Annotated in this window: 19 protein-coding genes; 7 read left to right on the forward strand and 12 right to left on the reverse strand. The window is 44.0% G+C overall.

Annotated elements, in window-relative coordinates:
- Positions 1-138: 138 nt before the first annotated feature.
- Entirely contained in the window at positions 139-972 is an 834-nt protein-coding gene (locus tag CH367_RS01495; protein ID WP_100760746.1) for a metal-dependent hydrolase, read from the forward strand.
- 114 nt (positions 973-1,086) lie between these two features.
- Here CH367_RS01495 and CH367_RS01500 read toward each other — a convergent pair whose 3' ends face one another.
- The 8 genes from CH367_RS01500 to CH367_RS01535 all read right to left on the reverse strand — a co-directional run bounded on the left by CH367_RS01500 (position 1,087) and on the right by CH367_RS01535 (position 8,912).
- A complete protein-coding gene (locus CH367_RS01500) occupies positions 1,087-1,695 on the reverse strand; it encodes a DUF1569 domain-containing protein (protein ID WP_165783211.1) in 609 nt (202 codons plus the stop codon).
- Between the two features lie 175 nt (positions 1,696-1,870).
- Positions 1,871-2,362, reverse strand: coding sequence for an Mpo1 family 2-hydroxy fatty acid dioxygenase (locus CH367_RS01505; RefSeq protein ID WP_100761303.1), 492 nt, complete (start codon positions 2,360-2,362; stop codon positions 1,871-1,873).
- 51 nt (positions 2,363-2,413) lie between these two features.
- Positions 2,414-3,172, reverse strand: a complete 759-nt coding sequence (locus CH367_RS01510; protein WP_100761304.1) for a helix-turn-helix transcriptional regulator — start codon at positions 3,170-3,172, stop codon at positions 2,414-2,416.
- Between the two features lie 106 nt (positions 3,173-3,278).
- A complete protein-coding gene (locus CH367_RS01515; protein ID WP_100760748.1) occupies positions 3,279-3,686 on the reverse strand; it encodes an STAS domain-containing protein in 408 nt (135 codons plus the stop codon).
- Positions 3,687-3,700: 14 nt separating this feature from the next.
- Positions 3,701-4,693 carry an LB_137 family protein gene (locus CH367_RS01520; RefSeq protein ID WP_100760749.1) on the reverse strand — a complete coding sequence of 331 codons (993 nt, stop codon included), beginning with the start codon at positions 4,691-4,693 and terminating at the stop codon, positions 3,701-3,703.
- On the reverse strand, positions 4,690-6,138 hold the full coding sequence (locus CH367_RS01525) for a hypothetical protein (protein WP_100760750.1): 1,449 nt from the start codon (positions 6,136-6,138) through the stop codon (positions 4,690-4,692). Before CH367_RS01525 ends, CH367_RS01520 begins: the two co-directional genes overlap by 4 nt.
- A gap of 5 nt (positions 6,139-6,143) precedes the next feature.
- Positions 6,144-7,625, reverse strand: coding sequence for a SpoIIE family protein phosphatase (locus tag CH367_RS01530; RefSeq protein WP_100760751.1), 1,482 nt, complete (start codon positions 7,623-7,625; stop codon positions 6,144-6,146).
- 303 nt (positions 7,626-7,928) lie between these two features.
- Positions 7,929-8,912 (reverse strand): c-type cytochrome, encoded by a 984-nt coding sequence (locus CH367_RS01535; RefSeq protein ID WP_100760752.1) that lies wholly within the window; start codon positions 8,910-8,912, stop codon positions 7,929-7,931.
- Between the two features lie 259 nt (positions 8,913-9,171).
- Between CH367_RS01535 and CH367_RS01540 the strand changes: the two genes are divergently transcribed.
- Positions 9,172-9,786, forward strand: a complete 615-nt coding sequence (locus tag CH367_RS01540; protein ID WP_100760753.1) for a hypothetical protein — start codon at positions 9,172-9,174, stop codon at positions 9,784-9,786.
- An 86-nt stretch (positions 9,787-9,872) separates the two neighbouring features.
- Here the strand turns inward: CH367_RS01540 and CH367_RS01545 are convergent, their stop codons facing one another.
- Both CH367_RS01545 and CH367_RS01550 read right to left on the reverse strand, forming a co-directional pair.
- Positions 9,873-10,499 carry an Lcl C-terminal domain-containing protein gene (locus tag CH367_RS01545; protein ID WP_100760754.1) on the reverse strand — a complete coding sequence of 209 codons (627 nt, stop codon included), beginning with the start codon at positions 10,497-10,499 and terminating at the stop codon, positions 9,873-9,875.
- Between the two features lie 14 nt (positions 10,500-10,513).
- On the reverse strand, positions 10,514-12,697 hold the full coding sequence (locus tag CH367_RS01550) for an Lcl domain-containing protein (protein WP_100760755.1): 2,184 nt from the start codon (positions 12,695-12,697) through the stop codon (positions 10,514-10,516).
- Between the two features lie 709 nt (positions 12,698-13,406).
- On the opposite strand from CH367_RS01550, the gene CH367_RS01555 reads away from it, so the two are divergent.
- Positions 13,407-14,570, forward strand: a complete 1,164-nt coding sequence (locus CH367_RS01555; protein WP_100760756.1) for an AraC family transcriptional regulator — start codon at positions 13,407-13,409, stop codon at positions 14,568-14,570.
- Positions 14,571-14,880: 310 nt separating this feature from the next.
- On the forward strand, positions 14,881-16,074 hold the full coding sequence (locus tag CH367_RS01560; RefSeq protein ID WP_165783192.1) for a DUF1554 domain-containing protein: 1,194 nt from the start codon (positions 14,881-14,883) through the stop codon (positions 16,072-16,074).
- A gap of 7 nt (positions 16,075-16,081) precedes the next feature.
- Here CH367_RS01560 and CH367_RS01565 read toward each other — a convergent pair whose 3' ends face one another.
- A complete protein-coding gene (locus tag CH367_RS01565) occupies positions 16,082-17,050 on the reverse strand; it encodes a hypothetical protein (RefSeq protein WP_100760758.1) in 969 nt (322 codons plus the stop codon).
- 65 nt (positions 17,051-17,115) lie between these two features.
- Complete coding sequence (locus CH367_RS01570) at positions 17,116-17,619, reverse strand: tellurite resistance TerB family protein (protein ID WP_425268776.1); 504 nt, start codon at positions 17,617-17,619, stop codon at positions 17,116-17,118.
- A gap of 116 nt (positions 17,620-17,735) precedes the next feature.
- Between CH367_RS01570 and metG the strand changes: the two genes are divergently transcribed.
- From metG to CH367_RS01585, 3 genes are all read left to right on the forward strand, one after another.
- Positions 17,736-19,823 (forward strand): methionine--tRNA ligase, encoded by a 2,088-nt coding sequence (metG, locus tag CH367_RS01575; RefSeq protein WP_100760760.1) that lies wholly within the window; start codon positions 17,736-17,738, stop codon positions 19,821-19,823.
- Between the two features lie 38 nt (positions 19,824-19,861).
- Positions 19,862-22,492 (forward strand): bifunctional uridylyltransferase/uridylyl-removing protein GlnD, encoded by a 2,631-nt coding sequence (locus CH367_RS01580; protein WP_100760761.1) that lies wholly within the window; start codon positions 19,862-19,864, stop codon positions 22,490-22,492.
- Between the two features lie 166 nt (positions 22,493-22,658).
- A complete protein-coding gene (locus tag CH367_RS01585; protein ID WP_100760762.1) occupies positions 22,659-24,356 on the forward strand; it encodes an acyl-CoA dehydrogenase family protein in 1,698 nt (565 codons plus the stop codon).
- The last annotated feature ends 31 nt before the right edge of the window (positions 24,357-24,387 follow it).

Consider the following 24,387-nt stretch of genomic DNA (forward strand, 5'->3'; position numbering starts at 1 on the left):
ACGAGAAAATCCTAGCCGATTTCAAAATCCATCAGTCGTTTCGGAATTCGGAAAGAACGAAAGTTCGAGATCGGTTATCCTACTCGCCGAATCGGAAATAAAAATGATCTTCTTTGATAGTCAAGAGGTTGGGTAATTATGAAAAAACCGTTTACCAAAACGATCGACGGACAAGCTCCTTCTGTTCGTAAGATGGACTTCGAAGGTTTGGAAAATCTTCCCAGACATTATTTCAACGATAACTCGATCATGACGCACGCGCTCAACAGCTTTCACGTGATCTTTCCGGAAGGGGAAAGATATTTTATTCGAAGCGTAAAACCGTTTCAGGATAAGATTCAGGACGAATCCCTAAAGAATCGCGTGAAATCGTTCATCGGTCAAGAGGTTCAACACGGAAAGGAACACGAACGGGTTTGGGATTCCATCCGTAAGGTCAATCTTCCCTTGGATAGAATCGCGAGATTTTATCACTTCACCGCTTTCAAGGTGATCTTTCCTTTTTTCCGTTTTCTTTTCGGTCCTAAGATCGATCTTGCGATCACCGCCGCTCTCGAACACTACACGGCCACGTTAGGCGAAATATCTTTGAAATACGATCTGTCCCGCGACGCGCACGGAGACATGAGAAAACTTCTCGTTTGGCACGCTTGCGAAGAGATCGAGCACAAGTCGGTCGTATACGACGTGCTTCAAGCGTCGGCTCCGAGTTATTTCCTGAGAATTTTCGGTTTTGCGATCGCCACCGTTCTTCTTTGGTCTTATGCGATTTTGTTTCAGTATTGGTTTTTGATCGCAGATCCCGAAGTTTCCTGGAAGAAATTCAGAAGCGATCGAGACTACGCGCGCAAACACATGCGGACCGCGGTGCCTCCGCTATTTTACGGTTGTCTAAAATACTTTAAGCCGGGTTTTCATCCGGATCAAATGGGCGGATACGATTTGGCGGAATCGAGTCTGGCGGCCTTGTAACCTTGTAATCATTTTCTATTTTTTTCACTTACGAATCCATCCGAAACACTTGCTCTCGGACTCCGGAGTTCTTTGGAATTCCGGAGTCTATTTTTTTTAAGCCTCAAAAAAGAATCAAGACTCGAACGTCAGGAAACTAAAATGATTCGCGAGATGCATCGCGTGCGCTTGATCGTATTCTTCCTTGGATAAACTTCCGTATGCGAAATGAGGTTTTAATTCTCCTCCGTATACCTGAAACTTCAGAATGGTTTCCTTCAATAACGAAAGACTTTCCTTCCAGTTCGTATCGGTTTTGATCGGAGTCGCTCCCGGAATCGGCGCTTCCAAATCGTGCGACATTTTTCCGGAAGAGGAGAATTTTAGAAATACGAGTTTTCCGATCGTGTTTTGAAAGAGAGCGCTTTTGTTTTCGGGATAACCCTGGATCGAATACTCGATCGACTGAGCGCAGTGAAGAAACACTTTTCCCGCGTCCCAATCTCCGTAACCGAGAATTGCATTCAATTTATTGAATGTTTCAAGTTCGGTCAACGCTTGTGCAAGGGAAGAATAACGAATATCCTTACTTACGATTCCTTTCGGTCCGGAATTGCAGGCAGTTGTGGAGGATAAAACCGTTCCGCTTACGCCCGCGATTAGAGCGGCCTTTGTGGAAACGCGAATGAATTCTTTTCTGGATAGTCCGTTCGGATTTTTAGGATTCGAGGATGACGTTTGGATCGTTTTCAATTTTGATTCTCCATAGTGGAAGAGGATGTTAACTCCGTTTTTAAACGAGTCAATCGTTTTCGGCGAAGTTTTGTTTTGAAATTTGATTTCGGATTAACGTTTGGAAATTCTCCGTCCCGAATTCTTGAATGCGCTCAAGATCGAGACGGAAACTGTTTACGGATTCTTAATAGGAAATTCCTACTTTTTTATAGAAGTAGCTCAGACACCAAGCGGGTCCGATCAACAAAAATTGAAGATCCTTAAAGAAGGAAGGTTTTTTTCCTTCTACCTTGTGGCCGATAAACTGGAAGATCCAAGCCACTACGAAAATTCCCACGGAGGTGCTGATCAAAGTGGTAATACCGGCGAGAGAAATATAATAAACTCCGGTCAGCATGATCGCGACCATAGCCATCATTCCTAAAAACATCGGAATGGAAAGTCTGAGATAAAAAATTCCGGTGATTAAAACGAAGATGGTCGCCCAGTTTAAAAACAATCTCGCCTGACCCAAGGACTCGGGTAGAAAACTTTGAATGGTTTCCGACGGAATGGACCAGAGCATTCCGAGCAAGGTAAACATAATGGTCGGTACAGCGATCCAGTGAATTCTTTTATTGACTATGTTCTGGTGACTTTCCGCGTACTCGGTAAGCCATTGTTCTATCGTTCTCATATCAACTCCCTTCATCAAAGATTAAAGCCGTTCTTTGGATTTTTCGGCCCTTTAGAGTCGCTCATCATCCTCGATTTTGCAGAAGATTACTTGAACGGAACTGCTATTTTTCAAAAAAAGGGAAGGTTTCAAACCGAACATTTCTCGAAAAGTCCGGCTCATGTGGGCCTGGTCCGCGAAACCGGCTTCGTGAGAAGCGACCGTCAAAGAATTTCCGTGGGAAAGAGAAAGCACGCAGGTTTTGATTCGAAGCCATTGAACGTATTTTCGCATCGGAATTCCGACCTCTTCCTTAAACAAATGCATCAATCTGCTTTCGGATAAACCCGTGGACGAGGTCAATTCTTCCAGGGGGAGATTGTCCGGAATCGTATCCGCGATTTTTCGGACGACTTGTTCGATTCTCGAATCTCGGACCTTACGCCCGTTTTCGTTCGGATCGAGTTCGTTTAGAATTTTTTTCCAGAGCTGGACGGCTTCTTCCCCCGTTGCGGGAGGAACTAAGAATTTTAGAATTTTTGCATATACTTCAGGTTTTAATTCCAGATATTCCGGACTAAAATCGAAAACCGCATCCTGAATGCGTACGCTGTCCGGATCGAAGTGAATGATGAATATGTCCTCGTTCGGAGCTTCGAGTTGTTGTTCCACGTTCGGGCGTACGAAGATCGCCTTGGATTCTATCCAATCCGATTCTCCCGTTCTAAAACGGAAAGGTTCCCCTTTGCTCAAAAGTAGGGAAGCGCTGTAGTGTTCGTGCAATTCGTTGCTGATCGGAACTCCGGTTACGAGTACGTTGGAGCCGATCAAAAACAGCTTTCCTGCCATCGCAGGAAAGCTTAGGAAGCATTCAACCCATTGCAACTCATTTTGGGAACGAGAGTTCCCGTTCGGAGCGCAATTGTAACGTTAAACGTTAGGCCATCGCCTTGTCGATAGCCGCGTCGAGGTCGATCGTGATTCCTATCAATTTGTCGAGTTTGGTAAGTTCGAAAATCTTTTGAAGGTGCATCGGCACGGAATAGATGATGATCTTCCCCTGAGCTTCCTTAAAAAGTCTGGCTTGTGTGCTGATAAAAGCCGCCAAACCGGAGGAATCGATATGGGAAGTATCGGATAAATCCACTAAAAAGATATTCACCCCGTTTTCGATTCGTTCGGTCATCGCTTCCTTGAATTTTTTTGCGGAGAATAAGCTGATTTCTCCGGTAGTTTTCAAGATCGCCATATTCTTTTTAAGAACTCCCTGCACGTGCGAGTCGGTGATTTCTCGAACGGAAAGTTCGTCTTTGGATGCGAGTCCGCCAGAAGTTGTTTTTTGCATATAGTTGATTCTCCCTAAAAGTTATACGTCATTTTAAATTCGATGTTCTTTTCTCTCATCATCGCCTGCGGAACCGGAACCACCGCCTGTGGAACGGCTTTTTCGGTCGCAACAATGGAGAACATGGCGGGAAACGAGATCAACGCCGTGTTGAAAATATAAGTCAATGATAAGGATATTAGAAAAAGGTGATTGAGTTGTTTGTGTTTGGAATATTCGGAATTGTCCTGATCGAACAAAAGAAAAGTTCCGTTGTCCTGAGGCAAAAGAAGGGGTTGTTTTTCTTTCACGTTCATCCCCGAATAATATTCGTACGCCGCTCCGAAAGCGAATAAACCGGTAAGTGCCATCATCGCGTAACCGGATTTTACGTATTCGTTTCTTTTGAGATAATAACCGGGAATCAGATAATCCCAGAGCACAAGGCCGCTCGCCGGATTTTTGACGACCGGTTCTTCCAGCTTGTATACGATTTTAGTAATATTCTTATTTTCTACTATGATCGGGGTTTCGATTTCGCCTTTGGTCAACATGATCGATTCGTCGTTGAGGATCGAAAGTTTGGAAAGAATGTCGTCGTCCGTTTCGGAGGAAACGATGAACTTAATTTCGGTTTTGGAAAGCTGTTGAAGAATTCTCGGAGAAGGTTCGGTGATCTTCGCGTATTTCACCCTTTCGATCGCGACGCGAAGATATTCTCCCTCTTCGGTGACGTAGAACAAGGTTTGTGCGTTGATCCTAGTGATCTTGTATGTACAAACACGTTTCGGATCTTCGTCCAATTCAAGACAGAGAATGTTTCCCGCTTCCTCGAATCTCATTTCGGAGATTTCGCTTTTTTTGATTTTTCTTTCGCCGTCTCCGGTTTGGATCGTGATCTCTTCCAAGGTCGGATCGTTATCCGTAACCTTACCGGAAATTTCTTCACCCGTTTTTAGGATGATCCTATGCGCCGCGATCTCGATCGAAAAAAGGAGAATCGTTAGTATCAAAAGAATTCTGCTCACTGGGTCACCTCGATTTTGATCGCAGAATTGATTTGGACCTTCTTTTTGGAAACCTTGTCGGTAAGCGTAATCGAATCGTCATCCACGGAAGCCTTAATAAAAGATTGTTTGTTTGAGTCTTTAGTCATGATCAACTGCGTCGTTTTAGTCGCGTTCTTATCCATCGAGATCGATTCGATGGAAAAAGTGGGAAGCGTGATCGGGAAGTGCGAAGAAAAAAGTTTAGCCTTATCCCCTTCGATCACGATGCGATTCGCATAAACCGGATCGGCGTCCGCAACCGTGATCTTGATCATCGGTTTTGGAGGAGGTGTTTCGGCTTTTTTCAAAAACTGATTCGATTTTTGAATCACTTCCTCGAGTAGCGCTTGGTTTTGTCTGGAGATTTCCTGATTGAGCGCTTCGTTTCTGAGATCCGGATTACCGTTGTCGAGAGAACGACTCGGTTGTTTTAATTTTTCGGAAGAAGTTTTGATCTCGTTCGCTTCGGACTTATCGCCCAAACGTTCCGCGTTTTTATCGGAAAGACTTGCGATCTCCGAACCCGCGTTGTAATAATAACCCAACATCAAAAGTCTTCGGTTGGCTTTGATCGCTATGTCCTTATTCTTATCCGAGAATGCAAGAGCCGCATATTCCTTGATGGCTTCGGGTTGATGACCCGTTTTCTCGAGAGAATACCCTTTGATATAATTCATCTCCGGGTTGTTGATCTTCGCCTTTTCGATTTCTTCGAGAGCCTTTGCGTAATTCCCTTTGGCGAAAAAAGCCTTCGCTCTTTTTTCGGGATCGTCGAGATTGTTTTCGATTTCTTTAACGCTCTGCTTCGCTTTGAGAATCAGAGAAATCAAAATCTCCGCGTCGCTGGAAAGCAACGTGCCGGGATGATTGGCTTTCACTTCGTAAAGAGGACGAAGCGCCGAATCGAATTCTCCCTGAACCGCGAGACAAAAACCCTGGTGCAATTGGATAAAGCCGCCTTCTTCGGATTGTTTGCCGAATTGGTCGAATGAATCGTCGTAAGTGCTGTATGCTTCTTTGTAGAATTGATTTCGTTCGAGTGCGAACGCGTGTTCCAAAAGACGGATCTTGGAGGAATTCAAATGAAGATTGATTCCGGCTTTCAGCGAAAGGGAACGAACCGTATTGATCAGAATCGCTCCGGTTTCATGAATGAAAGTCGGTTCCAGTGAAATTTCGGAATTCGTGTTGTTGATCATGGAACTTTGAAGATGATTCAGTTTCATTTCCGCTTTGATGTTTTCCTTGTTGGAAATGATTCCCTCGAACTTGGAACGCAAAATCTCGCTCGAAAACGAGAAGTTTAGAATTTTACGTCTTTCTAATATGATTCTTAACTCGAAAAGTTTGGTTTCGAGTACGATAAATCCCAAAGGAAGAATCAATAGGAATCCGATTACGGCTATGAAAACGCTCTTCTTCATAAGAATTATTGAATTTCGATGATTCCAAAGGTAACGTCGTCCGGGAAATGATCCGCAAATACATCCATTTCTTTTTTGATCTCGTTCGTGATCTGCTTCGCTTCCTGATGAACGTTGGCTTGAAACACTTCTAAAAGACGGTCGTCACCGAACTGTTCTCCGGTCGGCGCGGTGGCGTCCAAAATTCCGTCCGTATAAATCAGAATCTTATCGCCTGGTTCGGTTTTAATCTTAAGAACCTCGTATTCTTCCGGAATTCCGATTCCGAGGATATGACCGGTCGAATTGAGAGTGACAATCTTCCCTTTGTTCTTGCGGTAATAGTAGATCGGGTTGTGACCCGCACTGCAGAAGTAAGCGTAACCTTCCTTGTCGAACAACACGAAAATTCCGGTAGCGAAGAAGGAACCTTGCAGGGTATCGAAAAGTTTTTCACTGAGTCGAGTGAAGATAAACGAAGGGTTCACCGTTTCCTTCATGATGTTTTCGATATTGAAGTGAATGATCGAAGTGATCAAAGCCGCGGAAACTCCGTGACCGGTCGCGTCCGCGAGAAAGAATCCGGTTCGATCGTCGTTGATTTCCAGAATGTCGTAGATATCGCCGCTGACTTCACGCATCGGTTTGTAGTAGATGTCCGCGGTGATCAGATTAAATTTTCTTCTGCGACCGGGAAGAAGACATTCCTGAACGTTCTTACCGATTTCGAGTTCCGTTTGAATCTGTTGGTTTTTGAATTCGAGACTTTCCACCTGTTCCGCGATTCTTTCCACCATTCCGTTGAACGTACTTCCGAGAAGATCCAATTCGTCTTTGGATGAAAAGTTCCATTGAGCGCGCGCGCTTAGATCGCCGGTGGACATCGTTTCGCTGACTTCCTTTAGGATGAATAAACGAACGAAAATTTTTCTATAGAGAAAGATTCCGAAAAGAATGTGAAAGACTACGCCCCAAAGAAGCAGAAGACCGAGCTGAATGTATAAGGAATTGAGGCGGTCGAGAATTTCTTTAACCTTAACCTGGGAGACTAAAAAAGTTTTTTCCGTAAGATAGAAGATAAGATTTACGATGAAGTTTTTGGAATCGAGTTCGATATCGTAAGAACTGTTGATCGCTTCCTTCGCGTTGATGATCGTTGCGAGTTTTCCTTTGAGATAATCGATCGAAATCCGATTGCCGTGTTCGAGATTGATCTTAAACTTTTCAACGGAACGATCTTCCACCGAAATTACGGAAAAGTTTTCGATTCCGATGCTGAGAAGTTTGCTTTCGATCTCCGCGAGTTTTTCCGGATCCTCATAGTTTAAGGATTCCATACCTTCGATTTTTTTAAGAATCTTTCTGGCGATCTGATCCGATTCCAGAGTGAAGTTATCGATCAGCAAATCGGTCTGATTTTCAAAGATCATGACCGCAACGAACGTAAGATTGATCACTGTTAGTAAAGAATAGATCGAGATTATCTGAAGTCGCAGTGATCGTTTCATGGCTACTATGAGTATACTCAACTTATTTCGCATTATCATCGTTTATTATAAAACGACAATTGCTGAATATATAGAGCCAATGCTGGTGTGCAAGAATGTGAATTTACGATCTTGATTTATAAAAGAATTAGAAAACTACTCAAACGAGTGTTCACACGGTTCCTTGGTAAGAATTTATTTCATTTTTGTGGCAATCGACGTCTTTGATTTCGTTTTAATATAGAAAATTCTTTCCTAAATGATTCACTGATAAAAAAACTCGGGCACGGTACGGTTTCAAATCGTAAATGCCCGAATCTTTTTTTATTTTTCGAAAATCTTAACGGAATTAGGAACCGCTTTCAAACTCATCAGATAATCGTAGATCGCTCCGAGATCCTGGTCGTTCATGCCCGAGTATTCCAACCAAGGCATAACGCTGTTGAATTCTCCCGGTATAATATTAGGATTTGCTTTAGCTCTTTGTTCGTTGGCTTTGAATCTTGCGATGAAATTTTCCTTGGTCCAATTTCCGATTCCGGTTTTGCGATCCGGTGTGAGGTTTGCGCTTCTTACGATTCCTCCGGTAGGAATCGGAAAGGAAGTTCCTCCCGCAAATTCAAAACCTTCGACGACTTTTCCTTCTACTCTTTGAGTGTGGCAGTCGTCGCAACCTGCAAAGGTGACTACGTATTTTCCGTACGCTACGGAATCTTTCGGATCGGGTTTCTTTTGAAACTCAGGGGCTTTGGGAATCGTTCTTACGATGAGGTTCACCGGGAACTTGAGACTGGATTTCTCGATTTTGTTTTCAATGGGGGTTAACGTTCTCAAATATGCGATGATGGAATGTATATCTTCGCGATCCATCTGAGAATAATTCAAGTAAGGCATAATCGGAAAGAGGGGGCTTCCGTCTTTGGAAACACCGGAGGTGATCGCGTAAAAAATTTCCGTGTCCGTCCAATTGCCCAAGCCGCTGGAAGCAGACGTTATGTTTTTTGAATAGAAGGTTCCAGGAAGGCCGAAGTTGTCTTCAGCGAGTCTTAGATTTCCTGCGCCCACGTTGTTGATCACTGGAAAATAAAGTTTGTTTGGGTCTCTGTCTCCGGTATGACATCCCATACAGGCGGCCATATGTTTTACGAGGTATTCGCCCCTTTTTACCTGTTCCGGCGTATGTGCGATTTTGATTTCTTGTTTTTCGCCCACGTCCGGAAACTTTAAAAAGAGAAAACTCAGAGCTCCGATCACGATGAGCAAAAGTGTAAGAAGAGTTCTCTTTAAAATAATTCCGAAAATTTTCATTCATTTCTCCTGTTGCATTCTAAACAATTATGGAGAATATATTTGATATTATAATAAGCTCACGGATTCCCAGATTATAATAGCTTGACTATTTGATAATTTTTGAATATGAGCCTTCATCCAAGTTAGGATAAATCGAAAGTGAACGCAGGTTTAGTTATATTCGAGTTTTTTTCTATGCGGACACTTTTGTTAAAAAAAAATTGAATGTTTCCCAATTTCCATTCAAAAAATTTAGAGATTCGTTGTTTCGAGTTATATGATAAAAAGAGTTTCCTATATTTTATCGGCGTTTTGGTTGATGTCTTGCGCTTCCGCGCAAACACAAGAGCCGGAAAATCAGAATAAAATTGAAAAGATACAAACTGCGAAGACCGTAGTGGTCGAATCCTTTTTTCCGGCGACGATCCGTGAAATCTGCGAAAAAACACCCGATCCTTCCGTTGCGGATTCGGACGAAGAACCTTGTATTCACAAAAGAAAACAGGAGCTTTGGAAAAAAGTCTATTTCCCGACTTCCAAAGAGAAGAATCTAACCAAGGCCTTGGAACTCGTTCTGGTTCTCAAAAAGGTATTTCCGAAAAAGAAGATGTTGATCGGAAAAGAAGGCGAAATCCACGTTAGACATATCCAACAGAAAGTGGAATACTGCGATCAAAACCAGTCGAATTGTGTTCCGGTCATTCATAACCTGATTTCATTTTCCGATTCCGATCTTCACGAAGCGAACAAAACATATACTTTGATTCCTCAGTTGAGTTATCTGGAAAAAGAGGATAAGGTTCTTCCCGTCGCAAAATGGAGCGAACGTCTCGATTCCATCTCGAAGGAAAACATAGAATTCATGCTCAACGCTTGTTTCGTTTTAGAATAAATTCTTAGATTTGAATATTCGAAAAGAATGAAATAAAGGCGTCCGCAGATTCGAATTCACTGCGGACGCGAAAGAGGGGAGAAGGATTAATACGGTCCGCTTACACAACGAACGTATCCGTTCGTGTCCGTTTTCGGCTTTTCCACAACACCTCCGATCATAAAGTCCACGATATATGCCATGGATCGATATGCTGTACCTTCAGGAATTTTATAGTTTTGCATACTATTGTTGGCACTTGCCACATATTCCTTTGGATCTGCATTGTCGAACCCAGTGCTCGATATGACCGGGGAATTTCCGGCAACGAAAGAATTTGTCGAAGTCCAAAATCTTCCTTCCGCCGTATTCGGAAACAAAGTCTGATTGATGATCGGTTTTGTCGTTTTGCTATAGTCTACGATCGATATCAGTTCCTTTACGCTGGGCAATCTCCATTGTCTACCGTCTCCTAACGTTATTCCGAGGTTGCGACAATACGCGACTGCCGTTGCCCAATCGCTCGTTTCTGCGGGTCCGGAAACAGAACCGCAATTCGTGTAGTTCATGGCCAAAGTTCCGCGTCCTCTTCCGCACTTTCTCCAGAGAATGCGGTTGCCCGTATCGTTGATCGTTCCGTCGTTCGGGTCCGTATAGGGGCCACCGATGGCGGTTAATGTTTCGATGATTCCAAGTAAGATGGTAAGAAGTATAAATGGTTTCAGTGATTTCATGGTAGTTATTCTCCTTAATCAGCGATGCACATAGCTAATGCATTGTAGTTTGGCCAGTACCAAGATCTCGACTTCCCTTTGTGGCTCATATGGGTCCCTCCTCCAAATACGGAGATTTGCCATGCTCCCCAAGCGTTCGCCGTGTTTCCTAAGTCGGTTCCGATCATTCCATTGGTTGTCGAAGCGCTGACGGCGTTCGTAGAGGTCCAATATCTTTCGTAGTCACTTTTGATAAAACCTGGGAAACTCGAGTTCTGGACCGTTGCGTTTCCGGCAGGGCCTTCATAGGTAAGAATTCCCATCTGTTCGCTAAGGGTCGGCAATCTCCAAGTTTTTACACCGGCAAACCCCGCGCCTGAGTTGGCGAGGTTGAGTTGTAAACAATACTCGATAGAATCTCCCCACGTTAAATCCAAGATTGACGATCCCGTGTTTCTGTTGATCAAAGCCAAGTTATAAGGATCAACTGCGTCTTGAATGCAGGTCCCGCCGGACCAAACATACGTCGCAGGGCAGGTTTTCCAGATCACGTTGTTGATCGTATCTTTTGTAATTCGATCGTTCGGATATCCAGGATTTGTAGTAGGTGTTCCAAGACCGTAAGGCATAACACTGAGTTCCGAATCCTGACCGGAACCGGTGCAAGACGTTAAGTTTCCCGAAACATCGTAACAGCTTGTTTGAGCTGTATCCGTGATAAGAATTACTTTGGTTTCAGCGACGGTTCTATAATCTAATTGAATCGTTCCGGAAACAATCGGACTGCCTGTAACGGAGTTTCCCGCTTTGTCTTTAAAATTTGCAACCACTGCACTCGCAAATAGAAGATAAAACGTATGCAATTCCGGTAATTTACTATTCAACGATATTTTGTAGGTTCTGGCATCGGGCCACGTTCCCGTCATCGTAGGCCATGGAATCAGGCTGTTCGGACTCGGACCGCTGTCATAATGCGACGGTAGCGGTTTTAGATTTACGTCCATATCTTCGTTAAAGGTAAACGTGAAATCGTTCTGATCCACGCTTAAGCTCAATGAATTGTCTGCCGGCGAAACGGAAGAAAAGGTTGGCGCGGTATTGTCGATGTTGATCGACGTTCCGTTGTATCCCACGTTACTTCCCGATGTGGTGAGGCAGATTCGAATCGAGTTCGCACCGACTGCAAGCGGGGCAGCGCCGCTGATCGTGCTGGTAATCTCGGTGTTTGCGGCCGCCGCGCCGGTGAGGGATAAAGAAACTCCGTTCGTGCCGGAAGTACAATTGGTTCCACCCAAACGAATATCGTAGTTTCCGGCAAGATCCGATTGCCATTTGATAACGCTCGAATCCACGCTTCTCATATCGGCTTTGGAAACGGAATTGATGGTGATCGTAGGATTTCCCACTGCGACGACGTATTGACTCGTGCTGACCGCGCTGATATTTCCCGCTTTGTCTACTGCGATCACTTTAACGTCCGTAGTTGCGTTATTCGCCACCGCAAAAGCAGAAGAATAAGCCGTGGAACCTGAACCGACCGTACCGTCCGCGGCGATCGTAGGATCGGTTCCGTCGTTACGATAAGCCCAAGCAAGACAACCGGAAGAACCCGTGTCGGTACAAGATAAGGTGATATTCGGAATCGAAGAACCAAAGGTTCCCGCTCCCGGACTAAAACCGATCGAAGGCGCCGCATCGTCTCTGATTCCCGTGATGGAAACGTTATCCCAAGCGAGAGTTCCGTCGGGACTTTTTAAACAAAGTTTGATTCCGTTGCTTCCCGGACTCAAATCAATCGCGTTGATTCTGTTGGTGGTGGAAGTGGAAGCGGTCACCGCAGAATTTGTATTTACGGTTCCGTCCGTACAATTGGTCGCGCCTGTACGAAGCTCGTAAGAGGCGTTCAAGCTCGAAGACCAAGAAATATCATAGTATTGAATCGCGCCGGAAGTATTACTCACATAGAATGTAGTCGCGGTGCTGTATGTAAGAGTTCCCACAGGAGCTACGGGTGTAGTAGGGATGATAGGAGAATCCGAACCTGGAATATCCCCCGGAAAAGAAATGTTAGAACCCGGAAGAAAGAAAAAATTAAACCCTTTCTTTCCCTCACCAACCAAACAATTCGAAAATAGAATGACCCAGCAAAAGCTAAGAGTATATAATAAGCGAATTTCTTTTTTTATTTTCGCATGTTGTCTTCTGATTTGTTTGATCATAAGAGATCCTCCACAACATTCTCGTTCACAAAATTTGCATTCACATGGAGGTAATTTACTCTTTTTTATTCAAGAATACGTCATCGCATATAACTAAGGAATTCTTTGATTATAAGTTAGAGTTTAATTCTCTATAGAGAATAGGACCACTCTGTAACGTTAGTCGCATTGTTGTAATAGTTTTAAGGAATGCTCTGAAAATGTGAGAAAAGTATGTTGAACTCTGTTCAAAGTGCAGTGCTTTGCCGTTTTTTCTAAAAATCCGTTATTCGATCATCCGCTAACGTGACTCGCTCTTTCTTTTCGCTAAATTCTCCCCGTTTTCAAAAAGATTTCGATATAAAAACTCGCTGAGATTGATCCGGCTTTCCTATAATTCAGGAGGGTTGAAAATTCTTACGTAAAACCTCGGTTTTGAGCGGGTTTTCGAGGGGCTTTATTGTTTTGGCTAAAAACAATAAATTTTTAACCCCGATAGTCATAAATTTTTTTCAGGAGTTTACGAATTATAATTCTAAAAAATAAAAAATGAGCAAATGCTCGGAAACCAGCTGTTACCATTGTGCAGGGAAAGCTATACGCAAAAGCAAGTAGCAAAGAGTGTTTGGAAAGAATTGTTTGCACGATCGAACAGCGAAGACATTCCCTCCCGAAATAAAAAGAAGTATGTCTGGCAAAAATACAAACAAAACGACAAAAGGATTCGGATGTGGAAGAGGTTAAATATTATTCTTTAGCGGCAATGTTATACTTTATGATTGCCGCATTCGGGATTTTTAAAAGGAATAAGCAAAAGAATCTCGGCGCCCCGGTGCTGTTTTTCTTGATGGCTTGTGTTTTTTGGTCTTTTACGGCCACGATTTTTATCACGGAAAATACTCTCGCAAAGAAGTTAGCCCAGTATTTTTACGCTTACTTTTCGGTAACGATCGCTTTCTTTTTTATGAGTCTCGCGGCAAACGCGAAGAACGGTGTTTTTCAGTGTATCTATGAGGAATTCTCCGCACTTCGAAAATTACTTTTGAGAAGTTTTGCGGTAACTGCGGCGATCGTAGTTGCTTGGGATCTGCTCGACGAATTCAAAATTCCGAATTTATCGGAAATGATTTCCTTGGGAACTTTCGTATTTTTCGTTTATCTTTTGTTTCAGATCGTGATCCCTTTGCGTTCTTCTAAAAATAAGGCGGCGATGGTGAGAATTCTCCCTTCCGTCGGAGTATTGTTGATCATCAAACTCACCGAGGTATTTCGTTATTTCGAAGGTGCGAAATTCATCGAACCGCTCAACACGATCAATTATTACTTTCTCATTCTTTCCCCGATCATTCTGAGCGAGTTTGTTCCGATGATTTCCGATCTTCAAAGAACTCAGAATGATTTTCTGTTGCGTGATTCCGAAAACGAAGACGATGGAGATAAGAATCTTGCGCAAAGGGACGCGAATCAAGAAAAACGATCCCTTTTAGAAGATCTCAATATCGAAAAGGTGGAAAGTAAACTTACGGAATTGATGCAAAGTGAAAAGATTCACTTGGATGAGGAGCTTAGACTTCCTTCTTTGGCATCCGAAATGGGGCTTTCCGTACACCACTTATCCGCATTCCTCAACGAACATATGGGAATGAATTTTAATTCCTTCATCAATCATCACAGGGTGAAAGAAGCCAAGGTGATGTTGTTGGAAGAACCGGATCGTTCCATTCTTTCCATAGGAATGGCAGTCGGTTTTAGCTCTTCCTCCGCGTTTCACAGGGCTTTTTTGAAAGAGACTAAAAAGTCTCCGAAGGCGTTTCGTGAGGAGAATCTTCCGAACTACAAAAGTAAAGAAGATGAAATGGAAGATTTAGATTCCAGATATTCCCATTCTATTTAAGAATCGAAGAAGCACGAATCCTCGTTTTGTCGCGTTAGTAGCTAGTAGCGCGGCTTTTCGAGGAAATGGAAATCCGCGGTTTTATTTTTTGGCCTCTACGCGCCTCGGCTTTGTTGTATACTTTTGGAAATGTAGGATCTATTACATTTTTAAAAAATGAGATTGGATTCTTACGTTTAAAAAAATGTCAAAACGAACGATTTCTTTTGAAAGAACCGAAAAGAAATTAGTTTTCACTAAAAATCGATTCAAAAAATAGTCTATGATTTGTCTTTCAAATAGGTTCAAACAAAGCGAATTTTCGAAAATCATGAAACCTGTTCCATTTTATAAAAACGTTATATTCTTTTTTACATCGATAATGCTCGGGTCCTGCGCCGAAGCAAATCGTTTTGCCTTGGACGGACAAAACGGAGCGTTACTCGCCTATGTCCAGGATACTTCGGAAAGTTCTGCCTCGGCCGGAAACTTGCCCGGATTTCGTTTCAGCGGAGTCGTTCAAGGGATCAAAACGGGAACCGTCGAACTCAAGTTAAACGATGAGATTCTCACCATGTCCGCAAACGGAAGTTTTCAATTTGTGAAGTCCGTAACGCAGAATAAAAGTTATCAACTCGCGGTTTCAAATCCGCCGAGCGGACATTTCTGTAAGATTTATTCCGGTTCAACGGAGAATTCTTCCGGTGTTGCGACCGCCGACGTTTCCGATTTGGTCGTTTATTGCACGACGATTCTCATCAATGGAAAGTTCAAAGGTGATACGATCGACATCAAAGAAGACGGAACCGCTCTCAACTTCGACATCGCTCTCAGCGGACCTCATGGGCCCGGAGATCCGGTGACTCATATCGGACTTTCCACAAGTGCGACGATCGATCATTTCAGTCCAGGACCCGAAGCGTTCGATACGAACTTTGCGAATCCGGACTCGGTTTCTGTGAGGGCTTCCGATTTGGCTCCGACGAACAGCGGGGATTTTGGAAATAAAAGTTATACTCTGACCGTGACCGCGGCGCCGATCAATTTGTCTTTGGATTTTACGATTCGAATTCTGGACAACGATCGTAGGGTTCGTCAGATCCAAAGAATGAGCGGCGGGAACATGCAATACGGAGGCGCCTCTTTAGGCGTTCAAGGCGCCGATTCCGCGTGCAGCGCGGACGCGGGATTTATTTCAAAGGCATTGGTCGGAGTCGCATCTCGTGTTCCCGGAAACGCGGACTGGCCCATTCTTCCGAACACAAGATATTATAACTACGATACGTTGAGTGCCATCGCGACCGCGGACGCCAACGGTGTGATTCCATACGCGACTTTGTATGGAAGTACGGCGATCGGCGCCGCGAACTTTTGGTCCGGTTTTAATACGAACTGGACCTTGAATGCAAATAACTGTAACGATTGGACGAACGGTTCCAGCGGAACGGGATTAGCCGGAGACGCTTCTACAAACGTTGCGTGTACTACGGGAAACCGTTACACACTTTGTATTGAACAACAGTAAAAGAAAATCATTTGTGATGATGCGAGCGGTTTCTTCCGATGATCGCATACAAACCTTTTGCTACGGTTTGAAGCGCTCTCGTCATCACTCCCTTCAACTTGATCTTTAAGAACAATTCCAACACGAGTTCTCGCAGTGCGAGGTCGAACGGAAGATTGTAATTCTTCCAATCGATCGTAAAGTGAAACGGATAACTCTGTTCCGGTTTATCCTGAGAATGCGGAGCGAAGTGAATCAACGTTCCTTCGACCGCGGTTTGATCCGCGTTGATATGTTTGAATTCCACGTAGATCTGAACCCGATTTTTTAAGAACGGAAGAGGGATCACTTGTAACCCTGCGAGTTCGGACCAGGTGATGTCGCTTAACGATAAGAATCCTCTCGTTTCTCCGCCTAAAACGCCGATCTTGAGACTTCCCCGTTTGCCGAGTCTGCAGGAACCGCTTTTGGTTCTGAAAAGAATTTCAAGAGGGGATCCAGAATCCATATAACCGCCCTCGATCGCGATATCCTGCAGTCGTATCGAATACGTCGGCGTCAACGTTTTGTCCACGATGGAGATCGATCCGTTTTCTATTTTCATATTTTGGAATACGATTCTTCCGCGTTTGGGCATCAGGCCGATCTTCTTGTGCGGGCTTATGATGTTCGTGTAATCCATATGAAAGTTTTTGAATATGGATGACGGAATTCTCAACTTACCTTTGAAGAGGGAAAGAAAATCGATCTTCATGTTGAGGGAGGAGATTCTCGCGTAAACCTGGTCGGTTTTTAGAATTCCGGGAAACTCGATCGTGCAGTTTTTCGAGATCACGTAAAAGATAGGAAGTAGAATTCCCGAAGAAAGCCAACGAAACTTAAAATGACGGAACGAAAAGAAATTAACGAGAAGTTGTATGACCGGGCCGGAAACCAAAAATTGAAGACCGGCGTAGACGATGAGAAGATAGAATAACGTTTCCCAAACCCAGTTCACGGAAGCGACTCCTTGAATCGGTATGAGTAAAAGAATAGAAGACGGTTGTTTCTCAAAAGATAGGGTTACTTCTTTTTCTCGAGAATTCTATTCTCGATATTCTTCTTATCCATGGAAGAGATTTCGAGTTCCTTCGCGAGGTCGTCCAAAAATTCTCTTTCCTTTTTTGTCAGCGCTCCGTCCATCGATACGATGACACAAGCGTCTTCGTAAAATCCGGCGGCCATAATTGGATTGCCTTCCGAAAAGTTACGAACCGTTTTTACGGGAAGAGGATTTTCGAATACGTCCGATAACTCGCTGATGATCGCGGTTTTTTCAGCCTGATGATCGAAGAAAATACAACCTTCTTCGAAAAGAGCTTTGACCATCTGCCCGACAAGACTTCCTTCTTTTTGATGAAAGATTCCATCGGCCATGCAGGAATAAGACCAGATGCTGACGAGAACCTTCGCGTAGTTCATCTTCAGATGGAATATCTCTTGTTCGGGGTTCATTTCTTCTCTGAACTTTTCATAGAATTCATGCCCCGGCAGGACTTTACTTGCAAGGGATGAAAGATTCTCCATTGGCATCGGGAGTTCCTCCAGGTTTTCAGAAAATTCTATCCTAACCATTGATTTTGCAATGAAAATCTGAAAAGAAAGACGTTGATTTTGACCTAAATTTTAGGAACCTGACTTTTGTGAACTCTTCTCTTAAAAGAATCCCAAGAAAGATACTGGTTACATCGGCGCTTCCCTATGCGAACGGTCCGATTCACTTAGGACATGTCCTCGAAGGAATACAAACGGACATCTGGGTTCGTTTTCAAAAAGCCAACGGAAACGAATGTTATTTTTTCTGCGCGGACGATACACACGGCACTCCGGTAATGTTAGCGGCGCGTAAAGAGGGAATCACTCCCGAACAACTCATTGAAAGAGTTCAAAAGGAACACTATCGGGACTTGAGCGCGTTCGGCGTTCAGTATGATAATTATTATTCTACGAATTCCGAAGAAAACAAAATCATTTCGGAAAAAATTTATTTAGAACTTAAAAAAAACGATCATATCGACCGCAAAGGCATCGAACAATCTTATTGCGAACACGATCAGATGTTTCTTCCCGATCGTTTTATCAAAGGAACCTGTCCGAATTGTAAATCCAAGGATCAGTACGGAGACAACTGCGAGGTCTGCGGTAAAACATACAGTCCGAAGGATCTGATCGATTCTCACTGCGCTCTTTGCGGTACCGCTCCGGTTCTGAAGAATTCGGATCATATCTTCTTTAAGTTGGAAGACTTTCAATCCTTCTTAAAAGAATGGATCGAATCGGGAGATCACGTAACCGAAGGCGTTCAGAAAAAATTGAGAGAATGGTTCGAAGCCGGTCTGCAACAATGGGACATCTCGCGAGACGGACCTTATTTCGGTTTTGAAATTCCGGGCGAGAAGAATAAATACTTTTACGTTTGGTTGGACGCTCCGATCGGATACATGGCTTCCTCTTTGAACTTTTTCAAAGGAGATTGGAAGAAGTTCGATTCTTTTTGGAAGGACGAGAATGCCGAGATCGTTCATTTCATCGGTAAGGATATATTATACTTTCACGCTTTGTTTTGGCCCGCGATGTTACACGGAAGCGGTTATAAAACTCCGAAGAACGTTCACGTTCACGGATTCATCACCGTCAACGGAGAGAAGATGTCCAAGTCGAGAGGAACGTTCATCAACGCGAGTACGTATTCTAAACATCTCGATCCGGAACATCTTCGTTTTTATCTCGCCGGAAAGTTGAGTCCGGGTATGGACGATCTCGATCTTTCCTTTGACGATTACGCCGCGCGTGTGAATTCCGATCTCGTCGGAAACTTGGTCAATCTCGTTTCCAGAATTTCAACGGGTATCCTGGATCAACTCGATCGAACGCTCGGAGTTCTTCCGCAAGACGGCAAAGAATTGTTAAACGACTTGATCAAACAAAAGATCAAACAGGGAACCGGCGAATACGAGATTTTGGATATTATAAAAATCGCATACGAACAAAAGAACTACGCGAGAGTGATGCGCGAAATCACACGTCTCGGCGATATGGTCAATCGTTACGTAAACGACAACGCTCCTTGGAAACTGATCAAGGAGAATCCCGAAAAAACCAGAGAAGTCGTGACCACGGTCTTGAACGCGAGCAGAATTCTCGCAGTGTATCTATATCCGGTCGTTCCGAACGTTTCCGAGAAAATCTACGCATTGCTCGGTCTGAAGGAAACTCCTAAGTTTCACGATTTGGAAGAATTTAAAACATTAGAAAATACAAAAGTAAATCCGTACGAAATGATCACCAAACGTGTGGATGAAAAGGCAATCAACGTTATGTTAGAAGAAAACAAACAATCCGTGGACGCATCCAAAAAAGCCGAACCTGCAAAAACTACGAACGATTCTCCACAAGAGGAAAGAACGGAGATTTCGATCGACGATCTTGCAAAGGTCGAACTTCGAGTCGGTCAGATCGTGGAAGCCGGGCCGGTGGAAGGCGCGGACAAACTTGTGAACGTGAAAGTGGATCTCGGAGAACTCGGAATCAAAAACGTTTTCGCCGGAATCAAAGTCGCTTATCAACCGGAGGATCTCAAAGGTCTAAAGGTTGTGGTGGTCGCCAATCTCAAACCGAGAAAGATGAAGTTCGGAGTTTCCGAAGCGATGCTTCTTGCGTCGGGAGAAGGAGAGTCCTTAAGTTTGTTCGTTCCGCATAAAGACGCAAAACCGGGCGATAAGTTGAAATAGGATTTTGGTCGCTCGGAAGGACTTTCGGGTTTTATAATATGCCTCTGCAACTGGATATCACATACAGCTTTCAAAGACTCTTGGAAAAGAGCAAGAACGTGGGAGGCCGTCTCGTATCCAGACAACTTACGCATATCGTAGATTCTTTTATTCTTTCCAAGTTCGAAGAGTTCGGAGTGGAATTCAAATCCGGGGAAGAACTTTGTATCATCGCGATGGGCGGTTACGGAAGAATGGAAATGGCTCCCCATTCGGACGTAGACTTGTTGTATCTACACAACGGGATCAAAGTACAAAGACTTGAATCGGTCATCGGCAAGATCAACACGTATCTCTACGATTCCGGAAAGGAAGTCGGACATTCCTGTAGAACGATCAAGGAATGTTTTCAATACTTGGACGATATGTCCTCTTATCACGCTTTTTTGGACGCGCGTTTTCTTGCGGGTTCGAGGGCGTTGTTCGAAAAGTTCAAGTCGGACTTTCTCGAAAAACTTCCGTCCAAATGGACAAAACGTTATAACGAAGTGAAGGAGGAAATTTTATCCTCCCGTTTTCTCAACGAAGAAAGACCGATTTTGTTAAGCGAACCGAATTTGAAAACGGATCTCTGCGGTCTTCGCGATATTCAATATATGTTTTGGATGGAAAAGTCGGTTCGGAATCTTCCTTCTCTCGGAGGATTGTCCATTCTTCCCGTGTTTCAAAGAGGGGAAATCCAACTTTTGCAGGAAGCGTACGATTTTATTCTTCGCACTCGAATCGCGATGCACAAGATCACTTCCAGAAAAACGGATCGTCTCGATCTCAATCTTCAACAGGACGTCGCCGAATCCTTGGGCTTCGGAAAAAAAGAAGAACTATCCTCGGTGGAAAAGTTCATGCACGTTTTGTATCGTCATCAGAAGAATATCTACTTCATCATTCGCACTTATTTGGATTCCATCATCGAAAAAAGAAAAAGTTCGGAAGGGGAAAGTTTTCCATACGAGGATCTCCATTTCTTTAAGATCGGGAACACGGTGTTCCCTCCCGTGATCGGAACCCTTTTTACGAGTCCGCATACGATCTACAGGGACGTTATGCGCTCTTTTCGAATGATTCAGGAAAAGAATCTTCAGGTTTCGGGAACTTTGTTAAACGAATTCAGATTCGCGTCCAACTTTTTGGACGACGACTTCAAATATTCTCCCGAAGTAAACGAGGAGTTTCTCAAAATCCTAAGAACCCCTTCTCAAAGAGGAAGGGTTTTAAAGCTCATGCACGAGTCCGGCGTTTTGGGTGCGATTCTTCCCGAGTTCGGCGCTTGTACGAACTTTCCCTTGTTCAGTTATCATCACGAGTTCACCGTGGACGAACATACATTATTGATTTTGCATGAACTTGATCTTCTCGATCAGGGAGAATTTCAGGACGCCGAGGTTCAAAAGGCGTATAAGGAATGTTCCAAGATAGAATTGCTGGCGCTTGCGATCGTGTTGCACGACGCCGGAAAGGTCAAGGAAGGAGATCACTCCGAATACGGCGGTGAACTTGTGGTTTCGGTTTGTGATCGATTGGGTTTAAGCGAAGAAGATACGGATCTTTGCCGTTTTCTCGTCGAAAAACACACCATGATGTCCGAGCTCAGTTCCAAAAGGGACATCGGCGATCCGAAGCTGATCTTTGATTTCGCGAGAATCGTCGGAAGCAGAGAAAGATTGAGAAAACTTTATATTCTTACCGTGATCGATACGAAATCGGTGGGAACCGGCGTTTTGACTCATTGGAAAAGTTCGATTCTCAACACGCTCTATCAGAATACGATTCCGTATCTCGTGAGCGATTCCAAGGATAACTTCGGCGAAACAGGACCTTCTCGCGACATTCAATTGGACGATCTTAAGAGTTATCTGATCACCAAGGAAGGTTTGGAGGAAGGAATCGTAAAGTCGGTTGTCACGTTCGCGAACGAGGTGACCCCTTCTTCTTATCTCAACGCGGTATCCAATCGTAAAATATTAAGAAACTTTAAAGCGATCGGGACGCTCGCACAGGATTCTTCCCTGGGAATGATCTTTGAAACCGAACAAGATCCCGCCTTCGTTACGATCGACGTGATCACCGCGAATCAACCCGAAATTCTTTTGGATTTATCCTGCGCGGTTTCTTCCGAGGGTTTAAGTCTTTTGGGAATGAAAAGTTATACGTTGGGCGAGTTTTGGATCACCACGGTTCAACTGACCGATTCGACCGGCGGCGGAAATCTTTCCCAAGAAAAATTGGATCGTATCGAAGTGAAGCTCAAGTCCATTTCTTCGGGCAACTTAAAACGGGAGAGTATTGCGTTTCAAAGAACCGATTGGAATCCGAGAAAACCCACGCCCGAAAGTATCGTCAATCGATCCGTTATGTTTTACAACAGCGATCTTCCCGACATGACGATCATGGAAGTGAGAATGCCGGACGTCGTCGGTTTGGTTTATAGAATTTTACAAATCATTCTTCATCTGGATCTAAAGGTTCGTTACCTGAGAGTTTCGACAAGCGCCGATTATGCGTATGATTCGTTTTATATCCAAACGTCGGACGGAGTAAAACTCGAGGATTCGAATCTTCTGTTTAAGTTGAGGGAAAAAATTCTCACCATACAATTCGGCGAACAAATCCTAGAAGAAGTTTCCTTCTGATTCGAACAAATTCGTTTTCACAAATCCGTTCACGTTAGTTTGTTTTCTCCGTTTTCTTTTTTCGCTCGCTTGAAATCGCGGGTGGACTTATACTTTCCAAAGATCTATTTTTCGAAAATCAAAGATAAACCCGAAGTTTCGGAAACGTTTTATGAAGCAGGAGAGAATGATGCATCCTTTAAATCAAGCCGCAAACCCGGCGCTCGCGCCTTTTGATATTTCCGACTATCGCGGCAATCGTGGAAAAAACTTTTACGAAGAAGACCGGGTTCTGCAAACGCTCGTGGAGAAATATTCCAAAGGTTACGATGCGGCTCATAAGAAGGCGATGATAGAACATCTTCTCGGTTACGGCGCGTTGGTCGGCGGTGTTCTCGACGAACTCACCGATGCTTGTCACAAGGAAGGAAAATACGGAGAGGTCGTAAAATACGATCGAACCGGAAACAGAATCGATGCGATCGTTTATTCCAACGAACAAAAACTTTCCAGAAAAATTTCATATGATTACGGAATCGTAAATCTCAATTATCATCCATCTTGGAAACATCCTTTTACGGATCTACATCGTTACTCTCTCGCTTATCTTGCCAATCAAAACGGAGAAGGCGGAGTCACTTGTCCTCTTGCGATGACGGAAGGAATGATCAAGGTTCTCGAAGCTTTGGGAACTCCCGAACAAAAAGAAAAGTATCTTCGTCTTGTTGCGGAAGAAGGAAGCGAATCTCATTTTATGGCGGGTCAATACGTCACCGAAAGAGTGGGCGGTTCCAACGTAAGCGCGAACAGAACGATCGCCAGAAAACAAGAGAACGGAAAATGGATTCTCACGGGAGAGAAATGGTTCTGTTCCAATCCGGGCGATCTTTGGGTGACCACCGCGAGAGTGGAAGACACGAACACGATCGGAATGTTTTTAGTTCCTCGCATCAAGGACGACGGTACGTTAAACGGACATCATATTCTCCGTAAAAAAGATATCATCGGATCGAGGGGAAAACTCACCGTGGAAATCATCTACGACGGAGTCGAAGCCGAAGCGCTCGGAAGACCGGCGCACGGAATCGCAAATCTTATCAAATACGTAATCGGAATTTCAAGACTGCACGTTTCCATCGCGGCTTCCGGAATTTCAAGAAGGGCTTGGATGGAAGCCTACGAATACGCGAAGTTCAGAACCGCATACGGAAGTAAAATATTAGAATTTTCTTCTTTGCTAAAACAGCTCAGCGATCAAAGACTCAAACACACCGCGATGCTCGCGTCGATCTTTAGACATTTTCATACGCCTGAACCTTTAAAACTCGCGGGAGAAGTTTTGGCCCCGTTGTTGAAATACAAATGTTCCGCGACTTCGACGGAAATCACTTATAACTCCATTCTCGTGTTGGGCGGAAACGGAATCGTAGGCGACTTCTCCGCGATTCCGAGATTGCATAACGATTCCATCATCAACGAAACCTGGGAAGGAACACATCTTTTGTTAAGCGAACACGTTCTTCGCGGATTCAAACGCGAGAAGGTTGCAAAGGCTTTCTTTCAATACGTGGAAGAAATCACCGATTCGAGTTCGGAAGCCGCCGAAACCGTTCGAAAAAAATCGGAACTTCTGCAAGGACTTTTGAACGACTCGACTCAGGAAGAATTGGAACTGAACCGGATCTATATTTCCGATTTGGCGTTTGAAACGTTCGCGTTAGCCGCTCTTTCAGACGTTTCCGGTAAGAATGCGCCAAACGCACAAAAGGATCTTGGCGTATTCCGGGACGGATATTTGGACTTGGTCAATTCTTCCCATACGTTTTCAAAACGCGGAAATTTTTCTGGGAACAGTGAACGTCTTAAATCAGTGATTCACTTCTGATCGGCGATCGACAAGATCGATAGGCCTGATC

Source organism: Leptospira barantonii, assembly GCF_002811925.1.
Lineage (GTDB): Bacteria > Spirochaetota > Leptospiria > Leptospirales > Leptospiraceae > Leptospira > Leptospira barantonii.

What these genes read in the sequence shown, in the direction of transcription:
- CH367_RS01535 (WP_100760752.1), bottom strand. Translation starts at nt 8,912, where the DNA reads ATGAAAATTTTCGGAATTATTTTAAAGAGAACTCTTCTTACACTTTTG.
- CH367_RS01495 (WP_100760746.1), top strand. Translation starts at nt 139, where the DNA reads ATGAAAAAACCGTTTACCAAAACGATCGACGGACAAGCTCCTTCTGTT.
- CH367_RS01540 (WP_100760753.1), top strand. Translation starts at nt 9,172, where the DNA reads ATGATAAAAAGAGTTTCCTATATTTTATCGGCGTTTTGGTTGATGTCT.
- CH367_RS01560 (WP_165783192.1), top strand. Translation starts at nt 14,881, where the DNA reads ATGAAACCTGTTCCATTTTATAAAAACGTTATATTCTTTTTTACATCG.
- CH367_RS01515 (WP_100760748.1), bottom strand. Translation starts at nt 3,686, where the DNA reads ATGCAAAAAACAACTTCTGGCGGACTCGCATCCAAAGACGAACTTTCC.
- CH367_RS01550 (WP_100760755.1), bottom strand. Translation starts at nt 12,697, where the DNA reads ATGATCAAACAAATCAGAAGACAACATGCGAAAATAAAAAAAGAAATT.
- CH367_RS01580 (WP_100760761.1), top strand. Translation starts at nt 19,862, where the DNA reads ATGCCTCTGCAACTGGATATCACATACAGCTTTCAAAGACTCTTGGAA.
- CH367_RS01585 (WP_100760762.1), top strand. Translation starts at nt 22,659, where the DNA reads ATGATGCATCCTTTAAATCAAGCCGCAAACCCGGCGCTCGCGCCTTTT.
- CH367_RS01570 (WP_425268776.1), bottom strand. Translation starts at nt 17,619, where the DNA reads ATGGAGAATCTTTCATCCCTTGCAAGTAAAGTCCTGCCGGGGCATGAA.
- CH367_RS01545 (WP_100760754.1), bottom strand. Translation starts at nt 10,499, where the DNA reads ATGAAATCACTGAAACCATTTATACTTCTTACCATCTTACTTGGAATC.
- CH367_RS01505 (WP_100761303.1), bottom strand. Translation starts at nt 2,362, where the DNA reads ATGAGAACGATAGAACAATGGCTTACCGAGTACGCGGAAAGTCACCAG.
- CH367_RS01525 (WP_100760750.1), bottom strand. Translation starts at nt 6,138, where the DNA reads ATGAAGAAGAGCGTTTTCATAGCCGTAATCGGATTCCTATTGATTCTT.
- CH367_RS01530 (WP_100760751.1), bottom strand. Translation starts at nt 7,625, where the DNA reads ATGAAACGATCACTGCGACTTCAGATAATCTCGATCTATTCTTTACTA.